Here is a 15672-nt window from a genome sequence, read left to right on the forward strand (position 1 = left end):
GTCAAGGCGAGTAGAGCACTTTGCCATAACAGGGGCAATTCCCTCCGACCAAAGTCGAACTCTCGGCAAAATTCCCGATTGCCGTGCAGCTTGCGCGCGCTGCGCCGTCTCGTTGCGCAAGGTGGGCGGAGAAGGTCCGGAAAACTACGGCACAAACCTACGTATAGCTCGCACAATCCTAGTTCTAGCGCGCATTTACCTCCGTACAATTGAGCGGCGCATTGCAAGGAGCCTAGTCTTGCGGCCAATCGAGAGGAGACGATTGCGGAGCACAAATTGCCGGAACGCCCGGCGTGTTGCACCCAAAAGAGCCAGGCTCTGCGTCCACACGATTGAGAAGCCCGCATTTTCCGTGACGACCGTGGCGACCTCTGCGTTTTGCGCGAGGAGGCCAGGACCCCAAGAGGTCAAGAGGAGAGGATGATGTGCGATAGCCCCGACTACTCCGAGCGCCGTTCCGAGTCCAAAGGCTGTGCCGTCTGTGCCGGCAAGTTTGGTCTGATCCGATACTACTCCTGGCGGGCGCCGCTCTGCTCGCGGAAATGCCTCGACCGGTTCAGGGCGCGTCGCGAACGCGACCGCCGCTGGCTGTTCCAGTGCCAGGCGGCATGAGGATCGGCTGCCGCACCTAGCCCGTCAGGTCATTTCTTCGCCCGGAGGCTGTGAGTTGAACCGTAGCTGCAAGCTCCTGTTGGCGATCGCGCTGCCGCTTCCGCTACTGACGGGCGTCAAGGCCGAGGAAGCCGGACGGGATGGTTCACATCGCCACCATCCGCCTCAGGATCAGCTGCTCCACGAGAAATTCTATTCGGGCTGGCGCATGCCGGACAATCCGGTTCTGAGCTGCTGCAACAATGCGGATTGCTACCCGACCGAGGTACGCTACGTCGACGGCAGGATCTACGCGCGGCGCCGGGAAGACGGGAAATACATCCTGATCCCGTCCCAGAAGGTCGAGCGCAACAGAGACAATCCCGACGGCCGCAACCACATCTGTGCGCCGCCGCCGTCCGCCTCTCTGGTCGACACGGTCTACTGCTTCGCGCTGGGAGGTTCCACGTGAGATTCATATTGGTGAACGGCAGGACCCCGTTCCGCAAGACGTCGTGCCTGTGGTGTTGCGAGGAGATCGAGGGCGGCTATCTGCGCGACGCCAGGACGCTGCTGCCCTACTGCGGCTACGAGTGCTACGCGATTCATCAGGAATCAGGGCGGTCGATCGAGGGGCGTACGCGCGCGGCATCCTGAGCAGACAGGCCTGCGGGCCGCATCGGCGGACGTGCCTTAGGCAGGAGAGGACACGACATTGAGATTCATGCTCGTCAATCAGGAACATCCCAGCCACGGCGCAGCCTGCAGCGCATGCGCCCAGCCGCTGGGCTCGAGTTACGTCCGGCATGTGTCCAAGCAAGAACGGTATTGCGACTACGATTGCTACCGCCAGCAGACGGCCATGGACATGCTGAGGCCCCGTAGTCCGTTCGAGGCGATCGCGGTGCTGACGGCGATGGCGAGCTGGAGCTGGATGATTCAGATGAGCGCGCTGTCGCGCTCACTGGCTGAGGTCTATCTGCGCGAGTACGTCCTTCTGACCACGGAAGGAGGTGACCGCTAACTGCCCGTTGCCGGCCGCGCAGAGCCGTCGGCCGCAGCCACCGCGTCCAGCCCGCGCCGCGTCCAGCCCCGGCGGTCGCGAGGTTAGGGCGACGGGGCTGCGGCCGATACGGTTGGCTCCGCGCTCACCTCCTGCGTCGTGACGCGCTGCTCGGATTTCGACGCGACCATGCCGCTGCCCTCGAACCGTGCGCGGTAGACCAGCACGTTCTCCATCACGCGCTGCACGTAATTGCGCGTCTCCGACAGCGGGATGCGCTCGACCCAGTCGACCGGATCGACATTGGGATCCCTGGGGTCGCCGCGCGCCTGCACCCATTCCCGCACGCGGCCACGGCCGGCATTGTAGCCGGCGAAGGTCATGATCTGGTTGCCGCGATATTCCGACAGCAGCGCACTGAGCTCGGCCGCGCCCATCTGCGTGTTGTAGACGGGATCGGAGACCATCCGGTCCCAATCATAGGTCAGGCCGAAGCGTTTTGCGGTGTCGCGGCCGGCTTCAGGCGTCACCTGCATCAGCCCGACCGCGTTGGCGGGCGACTTGTCGCGCTGGTCGAACGAACTCTCGGTGCGTGCCACCGAATAGATCACGCTGGTCTCGATCGGCGGAGCGAGCTGCTTGTGCTCGGGGATGCCGATGGTCGGGAAGGCATAATGGTCGAGCGCGAGCCCGCGCGCCAGCGCCGACTTGCCGACCTCGAGCATCACGCGCGCATCGTTGCGCCGTCCTGCGAGCTCGCCGAGCGCTTCGAGCGCCGCGACGTCGGTGCTCTCCTTGGCGAAATCCTCGGCGTAGTAGAACACCATGTCGCGTTCGCCGATCCCGTACAGCATGTCGGCGGCGCGCACGCGCTCATCAGGGGGAGGCGTGTCGGCAGAGGCCAGCACGGGCGAGGGCGCACGCAGCTCGATGCGGTCGAGCCCGAGCTTGGCGCGGGCGAGCTGGCCGTAATAGGCGGTCGAATAGCGCGCGGCGGCCTTGTAGCTCATGCGCGCATCGGCGGTCGCACCCATGGCTTCCGCCGCGCGGCCGCGCCAATAATGCGCGCGCGACAGCGCGATCGGGTTGGCCGAGCCCTCGTCGATCGCGGCGAAATGCACCATCGCCGTCCTGGGATCGTTGAGGTAGCGCAGCGCGATCCAGCCGCACATGAAGTGATAGTCGACCCGGTAGACCTCCATCGCCGGCACGGCCGCGGAGCGGACCACGTCGTAGGCGGTCCTGGACTTGCCCTGGTCGAGCAGCTTGCGCGCCAGCAGGCGGCGCTCGCGCCACCAGGCGTCAGTGTCCTGCGCGGCCATCGTGTCGGGCGCGGCGGCGAGGATCACCTCGGCCGCATCGTCGATGCGGTCCTTCTGCAGATGCCATTGCGCGCGGCACAGCACATAGCCGAGATCGCGGCGCGCCTCGCTAGCGACATCGTCGAGATAGTCCTTGGACTTGTCAGCCTTGCCCGTGACCGCGGCACAGGCCTTGACGATCGCGAGCGCATCCTCGCCGAGCCGTTTCGCTGCGCGCTTTGCGCCGGCGTAGTCCTTGGCGCCGAGCCGCTTGTCCATGCGGGCGCGATGGTCGTCGGCGTTCAGCAGATCGCGGAACGCCTCGTAGGAATCTTCCTCGCTGCGCTCGGACAATTCGTCCGTGCGCCAGGCCTCGCGCACGAGCCGCGCGGCCCTATCGGTCTCGCCTTCGGCGAGCAGCACGCGGGCGAGTGCGAACTTGCCCTTGGCGCTGGTCGGGCGATCCATCGTGAATTTGTGAACGGTGAGGGCGTCGGCCTTCTCCTGCCACAGCCGCGCCTCGGCGCGGCGGCGGAGCAGGGCGCTGCTCGGCCAGTCCGGGTTGACGGCGAGGAAGCCGGCATAGCGTTTGAAATTCGCGGTGCTCTCGGAATGGCGCAGCATGAACCAGTCGGCGAGCTTCTGCCCGGCGGGGTCGGCGATGCGGTCGCGCGCCGCGCTCGCGTCGTCGGTCTTGCCCTTGCGCGTAAGATCGATCGCGTCCTTCAGCGCGGCGAGATCGCCGGTGAGCGGCGGGGCGGCCGGCTTGTCCGCGGGTGCGTCGTCCTCTTTCTTCGACTTGCGTTTGGCTTCGGCATGCTTGCCGTGACGGGATTTCGCCGCGGCATGACGCTGCTTGCCGGCTTTCGCCTCATGCGTCTTTTTCGACGCAGACGATTTGTGACTGCTCTTCGCCGCCAGCTCCGACGGAAGGAGGGCCAAAGCGGCCACGGCAACGACACACGCGAGCGAGCGTAGGCACTGGTTCATTGGATGGTCCCCCTGCGAAACCACTACAAACCAAGGTCCGCGATCGTATGCGGCTTGAGAATCAAAGACACCGAAAACGATGCCACGGCATCGTTTCGCATGTCTCACGCTGTCGCAACAATGCGGCAAAATACGGATGATGCAAGGGAACTTCCGCAAAGGAGAAAAGGGTAGGCGCTTTAACCTTTATTAACGATTTGGGCTCGCGCGACGGTTGTGCGCTGCCTGGAGCGTCAAAGCAGCCAGATTGCGCGTGTTCCCGTCGCCAAATCCGGTGTATTGAGTTCCGAGCCGTCTTTTCAGCCTTTGCCCGCACCTATGCCGATTTTCAACCAGTCGATCCGGCGCAAGATCGTCGGCATCGCCCTCGGACTCATCGTCCTGATGCTGGTCACCTCGATCCTGTCGATGGTGATGTCGAGCCAGGTCGGCGTCCTCCTTGACGAGCTGACCAACCGCTACGTGCCGGCCTATGGCCATCTGGCGCGCGCCAACATCCGTTCGCTGGAGCGGGCTGTGGCGCTGCGACGGATGATCATGGTGAAGATGCAGGTGTCCTCGGACGAGGAGGCCTATGCTGCGCGCCTGCGCGAGTTCGAGGAAGCCGACCGCAAGATCGAGGAGGAGTCCGAGGCTGCGCGCAAGCTCATCAACGCGATCATCGATGATCCCAGGACGCCGTCCGACAATGCCGCGCTGGCGCGGATCGAGATCCGCATCGAGACAGCCGTCACCGAGCTGCGTCGCGACCTGAACGAGGACCACGCCAAGCTTCTGCAGCAGGTCGACGCCAAGCAGATGGTCGAGGCCCGCGGCACGCTGGAGCACATCGACGTGATCCGCGATCAGTTCAACCAGAAGATCGACGGCATCCGCGCCGACATGCTCAAGCAGGTGTTTGCATCGACGTCGCAGGTGACCAGCCACCAGCGCCAGGCGATCGTCATTTCGGGGATCGTGACACTGCTCGCGGCGATCGTCGGATTCGCCTTCGCGCTGCTGGTGTCCAGCGGCATCACGCGCCCTGTGCGGCTGTTGCTCGCCGGCACCCGCGAGGTCGAGGCAGGTCACTTCGACAAGACCATCGCCGTCTCCACCCAGGACGAGATCGGCGAGCTCGCCGCCGCCTTCAATCGCATGATCGAGCAGCTCAGGCACAACGAGCGCATCCGCGAGACCTTCGGCCGCTACATCGACCCCAAGGTGGTGCAGGGCCTGATCGATCGGCCGGAGGTCGCCATCGACGGCCAGCGCCGGGTGATGACCATCATGTTCTGCGACATGAGCGGCTTCACCTCGATGAGCGAAGGCATGACCCCGCGAGGCCTCGTCAAGGTGATGAACCATTACTTCACGGTGATGTCCGCGCCGATCCGGAGCCATCGTGGCATCATCGACAAATATATCGGCGACGCCATCATGGCCTATTGGGGCCCGCCCTTCATCGAGGAGGACGAGCCGGCGCTGTTCGCCTGCTACGCCGCTATCGAGATGGCGGACCAGGTGCCCGCGCTGCAGAAGCAATTGCCGGACCTGCTCGGCATCCGCGCCATGCCCGGTCCCTGCGACCTGCGCATCGGCATTGCAACCGGCGAGGTCCTGACCGGCAGCATCGGCTCCGAGCTGATGATGAGCTTTACAGTGATGGGCGACGCCGTGAATCTCGCGTCGCGGCTCGAGATGGTCAACAAGATCTACGGAACCCGAATCCTGATTTCGCAGGCGACCGCGGATGCGATCGGATCGAACCTTGAGCTGCGCGAGATCGATCGCCTCGCAGTGGCCGGCCAGAGCGTACCGCAGGCCATTTTTGAGGTGATGAGCAAGGCGCACGGCCTCAGCGTCCCCCAGGAGAGCCTGCGCACGCGCTACGGCGAAGGCCTTGCCGCCTATCGCGCGCAACGTTTCGACGATGCGCGCGCCGCGTTCAATGCGGCGCTCGAAGCCGTCCCGGGCGACGGTCCTTCGCGCGCGCTGCTCGCCCGCATCGCGCAGTTCGAGTCCAATCCGCCGGGCGAGGAATGGGACGGCGCATGGCGGTTGGAGCAGAAATAGGTAGCGGCGTCCTCTTCTCGCTGCGCGCGGCAGCGAAAATTGATGCTACCCCATAACGATGTTCGCCGTGACCTATTTCCCGGGCTTAGGTTGATTGTCCCTTAGGCGTTTGATGGGGACACGCCGATGACAGAACTTGAGGACAGGCTGGAACGGTTCGAGACGCTCACGGCCGAATGCGAGCTGATCGCCAAGCTCGCCACCGACAGCACCAAGCGCGCATTCTATCTGAAACTGTCAGAACAGTACCGCCAACTCGCGGTGGACATGCGGCAGGCGATCGCGACCAAAACTGCGGCCTGACGTCGGCTGCAATCCGTTTTTAATCTTTCGCGCGCATCCTCCGGGAATGCGAGCGTCGGACTTCCACGATTGCTCGCGGTGGGAATGCCGGGGTCCGTTGCGGTGCAACGTGCCTCGCTGACGTCGCTTTGCCGCTCCTACAGGGCAATCCCATGCGCCTTCTTGCAGTCCTTGGTCTCGCGCTCGCAATGGCGGCCTGCAACCAAGAGCAGGACATTACCGGGTCGACCACGACCTGCCCGATGCGCAACTACAGCTCGTACAATGCGCGCGACATGAACCAGTGCGTCGCCGCCTGCAAGGCGTGCGACCACGGCACCACGGTCACCTGCACCACCTCCTGCACCCTCAAGGGCGCGCACTGAGCCGTTCGAAGCCGGAGGCCGGCGGATCGGGAACAGCGAGTCCAGGGCTCCCTGGGGCGAGCCTGACGGTGCCAAGGCACCGGAACGATTCACATGGGTTAATCATTGAAGGGGCAGGCAGGACGCGGAGTCCGATGGAATGGGTATGCTCGATCCCGGGCGGTTTCTGGTGTCGTGCTCGCAATGCGAGGCCTGGCCCATGGCCGCCAATGTGAAACGTTCGAGCTGGTCGGCGTCCGTCCCCGCATGAGGTCCGCTTCGTGTGCCCGCGCTGCCGCCGCGAGGAGACCGCGATCGTCTCCGCCTCGGGCGAGTTGACGCCGATCCGGCGCGTCGACGTCCCGCCGCGCGACGTTGCCGTGGCCTGGGCTCTGGCGCAGCGCCCGAGAGGCCGGACGTAGACGACCGGCACATCGCTCGGCTCTGTTTTGGAACCCGCCCGGTCACCGAAGCGTTTCCGCCTCCGATATCAACGCGACTGAGGCCGTGCGAATGATCAGCGAGCATTTCGACACCCGCACCCGCATCAACATGAAGCTGGCCCTGGACCGGGTCTGCCGCAATCGCCCCGACGGCGAGGACCACGGCTTCCGCAGATCGGTCGCCGAAAACATCATCCGCTCTGCGCTGGCAGGGCGGACCGGCATCGGCCAGCTCGTCGACGCCGGCGAGCGGGCGATGATCAGGACGCCTGCGGAGAAAGAGCCCGCCTAGCCCGGTCGGTCCGCTTCTCGCGTGCATGTCATGTCGACCCCCTCGGCGCATGTGCTAGGATCGCCAACGGAGATCCATGATGCCTGCCGAGATGCTTTCGCCCGACGTTGATCGTTTCCGCCTTCACCCGGTCGCGCCGCGCCTTGCGCCGACGTTCTGCCTTGCGCTGCTGACCGCGTCATGCGCGCTGGCAAGCTTCGCGCTCGCTTGCGCAACACCGTTTGCCGCGTTCGCCGTCGTGGCGGCCGCGATGTTGCCGCTGCGGCCGGCGCTGCTCGTCGTCACCGGCGCATGGCTGGTGAATCAGGGTATCGGCTTCGGACTGCTGCACTATCCGGTCGATGGCAGCACGCTCGCCTGGGGTTTTGTGATCGGTGCCGCTGCGCTGGTCGCGACCGCGGTCTCATCCGCGGTGCTCGGCGCGCTGCCGCAGGGGCGCACGCCGCTGATGCTGGCGAGCACGCTTGCCGTCGCCTATGCGATCTATGAGCTCGTGCTGTTCGCCGCGACGCCGTTGCTTGGCGGAGAGGGCGCCTTCACCGCCGCCATCGTGACGCGGCTCGGACTCCTCAGCGCCGTCTGGCTCGCCGGCCTCGTCGCTGTCTGCGAGATCGTGCGTCTGGTCGCGCCGTCCAGGCGTAAGGCGATGTCGGCCTGAGCCGCCACCTTAGCCCGGGTGAGCGCAGCGATACCCGGGAAATCACTCGCAAAGATCCCGGATGTCGCGGCGCCTGTTCATCGGGCGGCGCTTCGCGCCGACCCGTTGACTCATCTGGGATACGGGACCGGGCTGTGTCGCCCGGCTGTCAATCCGCCTGCGCAAAAACATTCCGCTTTACCGAAATTCGGATTTATCGTATGTATCGCCCATCCCGGCTCATCCTTGAGGGGCGATCATGTGGTCGTCATTTTCGCGAGCCGGGTTTGCGGTGGACGCGGCAGCGTCGGGCGCGAAAGGTGCGGGCAGGGAGGGTAGTCCCCGGTGAGCTCGCGGCCGCGTGCGGACGAACGGCGCTGACAGGTTCGTCTCGTCTGTAAGTTTCCGGCTCTGTCGACGGAGCTGGGAATACTGCGGCGAAATGGCGGGCCGTGCGTACGGCAAAACCGTGTGGTCCTGGCCGTCGTTGCTACGGTCAAGCTCTTGCGGATGCGGTGATCGCGTCAACCGGCGCGGTGCCGGTGAATTCCGTGAGCGTGAGGGAGGCCAGAAGGAATTCGGCTCCCGGGAGAGCGCGGCATAAGCCGTCCGACCATCGCGCAGGGAAGGCCGAGTGATTGGCTCCACCTGTATGCTGCTGTGCGGTTCTTTTGCGCTACCTTTTCGCGCAGCGGACCGCGGGTGCCAGCTGGGCACCCGGCCTTCCCTGCGCCCTCTTGGCTATGAGGGTGGAGAGATCAAGCAAAGCTCGGGCGAAATCAGCCGCGAGGGTGCGAAGGCGTGTCTGAAAGTCGAGGTGCAGTTGAAGCATGGTGATGCTGCCTCTTGCTCCGTCATTGCGAGCGCAGCGAAGCAATCCAGAGTCTTTCCGCGGATGGATTCTGGATTGCTTCGCTGCGCTCGCAATGACGATGGGGAGAGAGCATGCGATACACTCAGGCATCGCAGGCTGGGCAAAGCGAAGCGTGCCCACCACAATGCGCACCCCGACCGAAATGGTGAGGCACGGCGCTTTGCGCCTTTGCCCACCCTACGGCACTCTGCATCTCGGCCGTGCATCCTTTGAGGCTCCCCGTGGGACTCCCAATTTGGGGACGCGACTCAGTTGATACGTGCTCCGTCTCTGAAGCCAAACTGAGTGCGCTTTACTTGCTACAAAACTTAAAGTTGTTGATTGTCATCTTCGCGGCGGTATCCAAGTAGCCATCTCCGTGTCTTCCCGGTCACGATTGTGCTGTCTACGCAACACCCATTCCGGATTAAGCCCTCATCGCCGGCCGTTCGCATCACCGCCGCTTTTTGGCCACACCCGAACATGAATAAAATCGCTCTAAGTTTTTCAGCGGGAGCGGCGGTCCGCGAAGGCGACGGGAAATCCCAAGGTCGATTCAAATCTTGGCTCTGATTTTTCGGGTCTGAAAGGGTTGACCGGGGAAACTGGTTGTATGGACGCGAAGTCTAACATCAAGCAGAGGCTGCCGAGCCGTCACGTGACGGAAGGCCCTGCGCGCGCGCCGCACCGGTCCTACTTCTACGCCATGGGTCTGACCACCGACCAGATCCACCAGCCCTTCGTCGGCGTCGCCTCGTGCTGGAATGAGGCCGCCCCCTGCAACATCGCCTTGATGCGCCAGGCGCAGGCGGTGAAGAAGGGCGTCGCGTCCGCCGGCGGCACGCCACGCGAGTTCTGCACCATCACCGTGACCGACGGCATCGCCATGGGCCATGACGGCATGCGCTCGTCGCTGCCGTCGCGCGAATGCATCGCCGATTCCGTCGAGCTGACTGTGCGCGGCCACGCTTACGACGCGCTGGTGGGCCTTGCCGGCTGCGACAAGTCGCTGCCCGGCATGATGATGGCGATGGTTCGTCTCAACGTGCCCTCGATCTTCATCTACGGCGGCTCGATCCTGCCCGGCAATTTCCGGGGACAGCAGGTGACCGTACAGGACATGTTCGAGGCCGTTGGCAAGCACTCGGTCGGTGCCATGTCGGACGAGGACCTCGACGAGATCGAGCGCGTGGCGTGCCCCTCGGCGGGCGCCTGCGGTGCGCAGTTCACCGCCAACACGATGGCAACGGTTTCGGAAGCGATCGGCCTTGCGCTGCCGTACTCGGCCGGGGCTCCGGCGCCGTACGAAATCCGCGACGCCTTCTGCATGACTGCGGGCGAGAAGGTCATGGACCTGATCGCCGAGAACCTCCGGCCGCGCGACATCGTCACCCGTAAGGCCTTGGAAAACGCGGCGGCCGTCGTCGCTGCCTCTGGCGGCTCGACCAATGCTGCGCTGCACCTACCGGCCATCGCCCATGAGGCGGGCATTAAGTTTGATTTATTCGACGTCGCCGAAATCTTCAAAAAGACACCTTATGTCGCGGATTTGAAGCCGGGCGGCCGTTATGTCGCCAAAGACATGTTTGAAGTAGGTGGCATACCGCTTCTGATGAAGACGCTGCTCGACAACGGATTTCTCCACGGCGACTGCATTACGGTCACCGGTCGAACGATCGCCGAAAACCTCAAAAGCGTGAAATGGAATCCGCACCAGGACGTGGTGCACCCGGCAGACAAACCCATCACCGTCACGGGCGGTGTGGTCGGTCTGAAGGGCAATTTGGCGCCAGAAGGTGCGATCGTGAAAGTCGCGGGAATGTCCAACCTCAAGTTTACCGGTCCGGCCAGGTGCTTTGACCGGGAGGAGGACGCGTTCGAGGCTGTTCAGAACCGCACCTACAAGGAAGGCGAAGTCATCGTCATCCGCTACGAGGGCCCCAAGGGCGGCCCCGGCATGCGGGAAATGCTCCAGACCACCGCGGCGCTGACCGGGCAGGGTATGGGCGGCAAGATCGCGCTCATCACCGATGGCCGCTTCTCCGGCGCCACCCGCGGCTTCTGCATCGGCCATGTCGGGCCTGAGGCTGCCATCGGCGGTCCGATCGCGCTGCTCGAGGACGGCGACATCATCGAGATCGACGCGGACGCCGGTACCCTTAACGTAAAATTGAGCGACCAGGAGCTCACCCAGCGCAAAACCAAATGGAGCGCTCGCGCGACTAACCACACGTCGGGTGCGCTCTGGAAATATGCTCAGCAGGTTGGACCAGCGGTCGGGGGGGCTGTGACCCATCCGGGCGGCGCGCACGAGAAACAGTGCTATGCGGACATCTAGGCGTGCCATAGTTGCGTTTGTGTTGGGAGCCAGTGCGCTGGTCGCGCCTGCGCTCGCCTTCGACGGCGCGCCAGTCAATCAGAAGGACGCGACCATCCCCGTCGTGACCACGCTGCCGGGCGCCGCTGGCGCGGTGCGCGGCAAGGTGCCGCCGGCGACCCAGGAAACCTCGCTCAGCGCCCTGCAATATGCCGCCGAGGGCGGTCATCCCATCGCGCAGTGGAAGCTCGGCCGCATGTATGCCAATGGCGACGGCGTCGCCCAGGACGACATGCGGGCGTTCGAATATTTCAGCCGGATCGCCAATGCGCACGCCGAGGACAGCCCGTCGGCGCCGCAGGCGCAGGTCGTGGCCAATGCCTTCGTCGCGCTTGGCCGCTATTATCTCGCCGGCATCCCGAACTCGAAGATCAAGGCCGACCCGGACCGGGCGCGGGAGATGTTCTCCTACGCCGCGTCGTATTTCGGCAATGCGGACGCGCAGTACGATCTCGCCCGCCTGTACCTGAAGACGCCCGACGCCTCGCGCGAGGACTTCCGCTATGGCGCCCGCTGGCTCGGCTTGGCCGCCCAGAAGGGCCAGCATGAGGCGCAGGCCCTGCTTGGCCAGATGCTGTTCAACGGCGACCGTCTGCCGCGGCAGGCCGCGCGCGGCCTGATGTGGCTGACCCTGGCGCGCGACAGCGCCGGCGCCGAAGAGACCTGGATCAAGGAAAGCTACAACCGCGCCTTCGCCAAGGCCTCCGACGACGACCGCGCCATGTGCCTGCAAATGCTGGAACAATGGGTGCAGGGCCGCCGGGAGTAGAGCGGCAGACTCGGTGCCGTAGGGTGGGCAAAGCGCAGCGTGCCCACCAACTCAGCGTACGCTAAGCCGCCTCCAGATCCAGATCCGCCCACACCGGCACGTGATCCGACGGCTTCTCCCAGCCGCGCACATAGCTGTCGATCCCGACATTGGCGAGCTTGTCGCTGGCCTGTGGCGACAGCAGCAGATGATCGATCCGCAGCCCCTGGTTCTTCTGCCAGGCGCCGGCCTGGTAGTCCCAGAAGGTGTAGAGGCCCGGCTCGTCGGTTACCGCGCGCAAGGCGTCGGTCAGGCCGAGGCCGAGCAGGGACTGGAAGCTCTCGCGCGTCTCGGCCTTGAACAGGGCGTCCTCGGTCCAGGCGGCGGGATTGGAGACGTCGCGGGCATGCGGGATGACGTTGAAGTCGCCTGCGAGGATCAGCGGCTCCTCGGTCTTGAGGCGCTCCTTCGAATACTCAAAAAGCCGGGACATCCATTTGAGCTTGTAGGGATATTTGTCGGTCCCGACCGGATTGCCATTGGGCAGATAGAGGCAGGCGATCCGCATCACGCCGGACTTGAGCGTCACCACGCCTTCGAGGAAGCGGGCATGGGAGTCCTCATCGTCGCCGGCGAGCCCCGACTTGGTCTCGTCGAACCGCAGCTTCGAGAGCAGGGCGACGCCGTTGAACGTCTTCTGCCCGTGCGTGACGACGTTGTAGCCGAGCGCCTCGATCTCCAGCCGCGGGAAGGCCTCGTCGACACACTTGATCTCCTGGAGGCAGACGATGTCCGGCTGGCACTCCCTCAGCCAGGTCAGCAGCAGATCGATCCGCTGCCGGACCGAGTTCACGTTCCAGGTGGCAACTCTGATGGGCATTGGGGAAGGGCTCCAGGCAGGGGCCATGGTTAGAACAAAATGCAAACCTGCCCGTCAAGGACGCCGCAAAATCTCCCACAAAATTAACCCGGCTTAAGCGGGCCGCAGGCCATTGATACGGAAAAGGTTCCGCGGATGGGATGGCCGGACAAGACTTCACAACGCACTGAGCCGCGCGACGGCCTCGTCGGCGCGTTCCTGTATTGGCTCGGCGGCTTCGAGATTGAGGATGGTCTGACCGCCGATCTCAGCGAGCGCCAGATCCGCCGTATCCGCGCCAAGCAGATCGACGCCGTGACGCGGCTGATCCCGGTGACGATGGCTGTCACCATGCTCAACGTCGCCATCGTGCTGATCCTGTTCTGGGGCCGGGGCTGGAACGACTTTCTCGCGATCTGGGGCATGACCCTTGCCGTCACCGCCTCGCTTGCGGTGCGGGCCTGGCGGCGGTCGTATCAAAACCCGCCGCAGGAAGCCTCGCCCCGCTCCGCGCGGCAGATGATGCGGCAGGCGTTCTTCCTTGCCGCGATCTGGGGCACGCTGCCGCTCGCCCTGTTCAGCCGCATCGAGCCGACCAGCCAGCTCATCCTCGCCTGTCTGATGGTCGGCATGATGTCGGGCGGCGCCTTCACGCTTTCGACCTTCCCCCGTGCCGGCCTCGTCTATCTCGCCACCATGACGGTCGCCTGCACCGGCGCGCTGCTGCTGTGCGGCACCGGGCCCTATCTGGTGACCGCGGTGTTCCTGCTGCTGTTCGCGTTCTTCATGGCGCGCAACATCGTCTCGCAGGGCAATCTGTTCCTCGGCAACCTCAAGGCCCGGCTCGAGCTCGAGCGGCAGACCGAGATCATCTCGCTGCTGCTGAAAGACTTTCAGGAGAACGCCAGCGACTGGCTGTGGCAGACCGACGCCGAAGGGCATCTGGTCGACGTGCCCCAACGCTTTGCCGATGTCGCGCAGCTGCCGCTTCCGCTGCTGAAGGGCTCGCATTTCGCCGACGTGCTCGACATGCTCTGCCCCGAGGACAAGGCCGCGGCCTACAACGTCGTCGGCCTGATGGAACACAACGAGCCGCTGCACGAGATGAACCTCAAGGTCGTCGCGGGCGGCGAGGCGCGGCTGTGGTCGCTGACGGCAAAGCCCGGCTATGACCGCGACGGCCAGTTCCTCGGCTATCGCGGCTTCGGCCGCGACGTCACCGAGCGCTGGCGCGCAGAAAAGGCCGAAGCCGAGAGCCGCGCCAAGTCCGACTTCCTCGCCGTGATGAGCCACGAGATCCGCACGCCCATGAACGGCGTGCTCGGGCTCGCCAGCATGCTGCTTGAAACGAAACTCGATCCGGAGCAGCGCGAGGCCGTCACCACGATCCGCGAGTCCGGCGACAATCTCCAGCGCATCCTCAACGACATTCTCGATCTGTCCAAGCTGGAAGCCGGCCGCTTCCAGTTCGAGGCGATCGACTTCGCGCCGCAGGCGCTGGTCGAGACGGTTGCGACCGTGGTGCGCGCGAGCGCCAAGAGCAAGGCGCTCACGGTCAAGGTCGAGCTCGATCCGAACCTGCCGCCGACGCTGCGCGGCGACGTCGCGCGCATCCGCCAGGTGTTGCTCAATCTCGCCTCCAACGCGGTGAAGTTCACCGACGAAGGCGAGGTGACGATATCGGCCACCTGCCAGGCGCGGCGCGACCTGCTGGCGACAGTCGAGTGGACGGTGACCGACAGCGGCATCGGCATCGCGCCCGAGAAGCTTGGCCAGTTGTTCAGCGACTTCGCGCAGGCCGACGCCTCGATCAGCCGCCGCTTCGGCGGCACCGGCCTCGGCCTTGCGATCTCCCGGCGCATCATCGAGCAGATGGGCGGCACCATCGGCGTCACCTCGGCGCCGGGCGAGGGCTCGACCTTCCGCTTCACGCTGGTGCTGCCCTGGAGCCAGGCCCAGGCTTCCGATGCGACGGCCGAGCGCGATGAGGCAGAGGAGCTGAAAGCGCGCATTGCCGGCCTCGATCGGCCGCTGAAGGTGCTGGTCGCCGAGGACGATGCCGTCAACCGCATGGTCGTGAGCAAGATGCTGGGGGCCTTCGAGGTCGAGCTGCGCGTCGTCACCGACGGCGTCGAAGCCGTCGCGGCGGCCTCCGAAGTCGACTACGACGTGGTGCTGATGGACGTGCGCATGCCCGACATGGACGGCCTTGCCGCGACCCGCGCGATCCGTGCGCAGGGCGGTCGCTCCGAGGCCCTGCCGATCGTTGCGCTCACCGCCAACGCCTTCCCCGAAGACGTCAGGATCTGCCGCGAAGCAGGCATGTCCGATTTCCTGGCCAAGCCGCTGCGCAAGCCGGCGCTGGTTGAAGCCTTGCTGCGCGCGCTGGACGGCCACCTGGTGTCGGAGGACGCACCGCTTCAGCCGGCGCTATTGCCGGATGACGTGGAGTGGACGGATGAGGAAAGGCAGATCACCGGCGCGTAGCCGGCCAGATCAGATCGAGAAGCTGGTGCCGCAGCCGCAGGACGCCGTCGCGTTGGGATTGTTGACGCGGAACGAGGCGCCGATCAGATCGTCCACGAAATCGACCTGCGAGCCCGCCAGGAACGGCTGGGAGGCGGAATCGACCAGCACCACCGCGTTGTCCTGCTCGATCACGAGATCGTCGTCAGTGCGCGCACGGTCGATGTCGAACTTGTACTGGAAGCCGGAGCAGCCGCCGCCCTCGACCGAGATGCGCAGCATCGCGCCAGAGCCTTCGCCCTTGAGGATCTCCCCAATCCGGCGTGCGGCCCGGTCACTGATGGTCACGGCAGTGGTCATTGCTGGTCTCCGATAGTCCCGCGTCATATCCAATTCATTTGGTATCCCGC

14 protein-coding genes are annotated in these 15672 nt (G+C 64.9%); 11 read left to right on the plus strand and 3 right to left on the minus strand.

Going from position 1 to position 15672, the window contains the following annotated elements; genetic code table 11:
* Positions 1-667 precede the first annotated feature (667 nt).
* The 3 genes from QA649_RS22805 (at position 668) to QA649_RS22815 (ending at position 1615) form a co-directional block, all read left to right on the plus strand.
* A complete protein-coding gene (locus tag QA649_RS22805) occupies positions 668-1063 on the plus strand; it encodes a hypothetical protein (RefSeq protein WP_283019171.1) in 396 nt (131 codons plus the stop codon).
* Positions 1060-1248, plus strand: coding sequence for a hypothetical protein (locus tag QA649_RS22810; protein WP_145831632.1), 189 nt, complete (start codon positions 1060-1062; stop codon positions 1246-1248). The genes QA649_RS22805 and QA649_RS22810 overlap by 4 nt, the downstream gene beginning before the upstream one ends.
* Positions 1249-1453: 205 nt before the next feature.
* Positions 1454-1615, plus strand: a complete 162-nt coding sequence (locus QA649_RS22815) for a hypothetical protein (RefSeq protein ID WP_283019172.1) — start codon at positions 1454-1456, stop codon at positions 1613-1615.
* 83 nt (positions 1616-1698) lie between these two features.
* On the opposite strand, the gene QA649_RS22820 is transcribed toward QA649_RS22815, so the two are convergent.
* Positions 1699-3885, minus strand: a complete 2187-nt coding sequence (locus QA649_RS22820; protein ID WP_283019173.1) for a lytic transglycosylase domain-containing protein — start codon at positions 3883-3885, stop codon at positions 1699-1701.
* 318 nt (positions 3886-4203) lie between these two features.
* Here QA649_RS22820 and QA649_RS22825 point away from each other — a divergent pair, with 318 nt between their 5' ends.
* From QA649_RS22825 to QA649_RS22855, 7 genes are all read left to right on the plus strand, one after another.
* Positions 4204-5940, plus strand: a complete 1737-nt coding sequence (locus tag QA649_RS22825; RefSeq protein ID WP_283019174.1) for an adenylate/guanylate cyclase domain-containing protein — start codon at positions 4204-4206, stop codon at positions 5938-5940.
* Positions 5941-6066: 126 nt separating this feature from the next.
* The gene (locus QA649_RS22830; RefSeq protein ID WP_018642221.1) at positions 6067-6243 is read left to right on the plus strand and encodes a hypothetical protein; all 177 of its coding nucleotides are present in this window, start codon (positions 6067-6069) and stop codon (positions 6241-6243) included.
* Positions 6244-6395: 152 nt separating this feature from the next.
* A complete protein-coding gene (locus QA649_RS22835) occupies positions 6396-6608 on the plus strand; it encodes a hypothetical protein (protein WP_283019175.1) in 213 nt (70 codons plus the stop codon).
* A 492-nt stretch (positions 6609-7100) separates the two neighbouring features.
* On the plus strand, positions 7101-7322 hold the full coding sequence (locus QA649_RS22840; RefSeq protein ID WP_018642215.1) for a hypothetical protein: 222 nt from the start codon (positions 7101-7103) through the stop codon (positions 7320-7322).
* 79 nt (positions 7323-7401) lie between these two features.
* Positions 7402-7980 carry a hypothetical protein gene (locus QA649_RS22845; protein WP_283019176.1) on the plus strand — a complete coding sequence of 193 codons (579 nt, stop codon included), beginning with the start codon at positions 7402-7404 and terminating at the stop codon, positions 7978-7980.
* A 1445-nt stretch (positions 7981-9425) separates the two neighbouring features.
* Complete coding sequence (gene ilvD / locus QA649_RS22850) at positions 9426-11150, plus strand: dihydroxy-acid dehydratase (protein WP_283019177.1); 1725 nt, start codon at positions 9426-9428, stop codon at positions 11148-11150.
* On the plus strand, positions 11137-11958 hold the full coding sequence (locus QA649_RS22855; protein WP_283019178.1) for a tetratricopeptide repeat protein: 822 nt from the start codon (positions 11137-11139) through the stop codon (positions 11956-11958). The genes ilvD and QA649_RS22855 overlap by 14 nt, the downstream gene beginning before the upstream one ends.
* Before the next feature lie 61 nt (positions 11959-12019).
* Here QA649_RS22855 and xth read toward each other — a convergent pair whose 3' ends face one another.
* On the minus strand, positions 12020-12817 hold the full coding sequence (xth, locus tag QA649_RS22860) for an exodeoxyribonuclease III (RefSeq protein WP_283019179.1): 798 nt from the start codon (positions 12815-12817) through the stop codon (positions 12020-12022).
* A 135-nt stretch (positions 12818-12952) separates the two neighbouring features.
* Here xth and QA649_RS22865 point away from each other — a divergent pair, with 135 nt between their 5' ends.
* Positions 12953-15283: an ATP-binding protein gene (locus QA649_RS22865; protein ID WP_283019180.1), complete on the plus strand. Its 2331-nt coding sequence runs from the start codon at positions 12953-12955 to the stop codon at positions 15281-15283.
* Between the two features lie 9 nt (positions 15284-15292).
* Here the strand turns inward: QA649_RS22865 and erpA are convergent, their stop codons facing one another.
* Positions 15293-15622: an iron-sulfur cluster insertion protein ErpA gene (gene erpA, locus QA649_RS22870; protein ID WP_025036472.1), complete on the minus strand. Its 330-nt coding sequence runs from the start codon at positions 15620-15622 to the stop codon at positions 15293-15295.
* Between the last annotated feature and the right edge of the window lie 50 nt (positions 15623-15672).

The organism is Bradyrhizobium sp. CB1717 (assembly GCF_029714325.1).
In the GTDB taxonomy this organism is placed as follows: Bacteria; Pseudomonadota; Alphaproteobacteria; order Rhizobiales; family Xanthobacteraceae; genus Bradyrhizobium.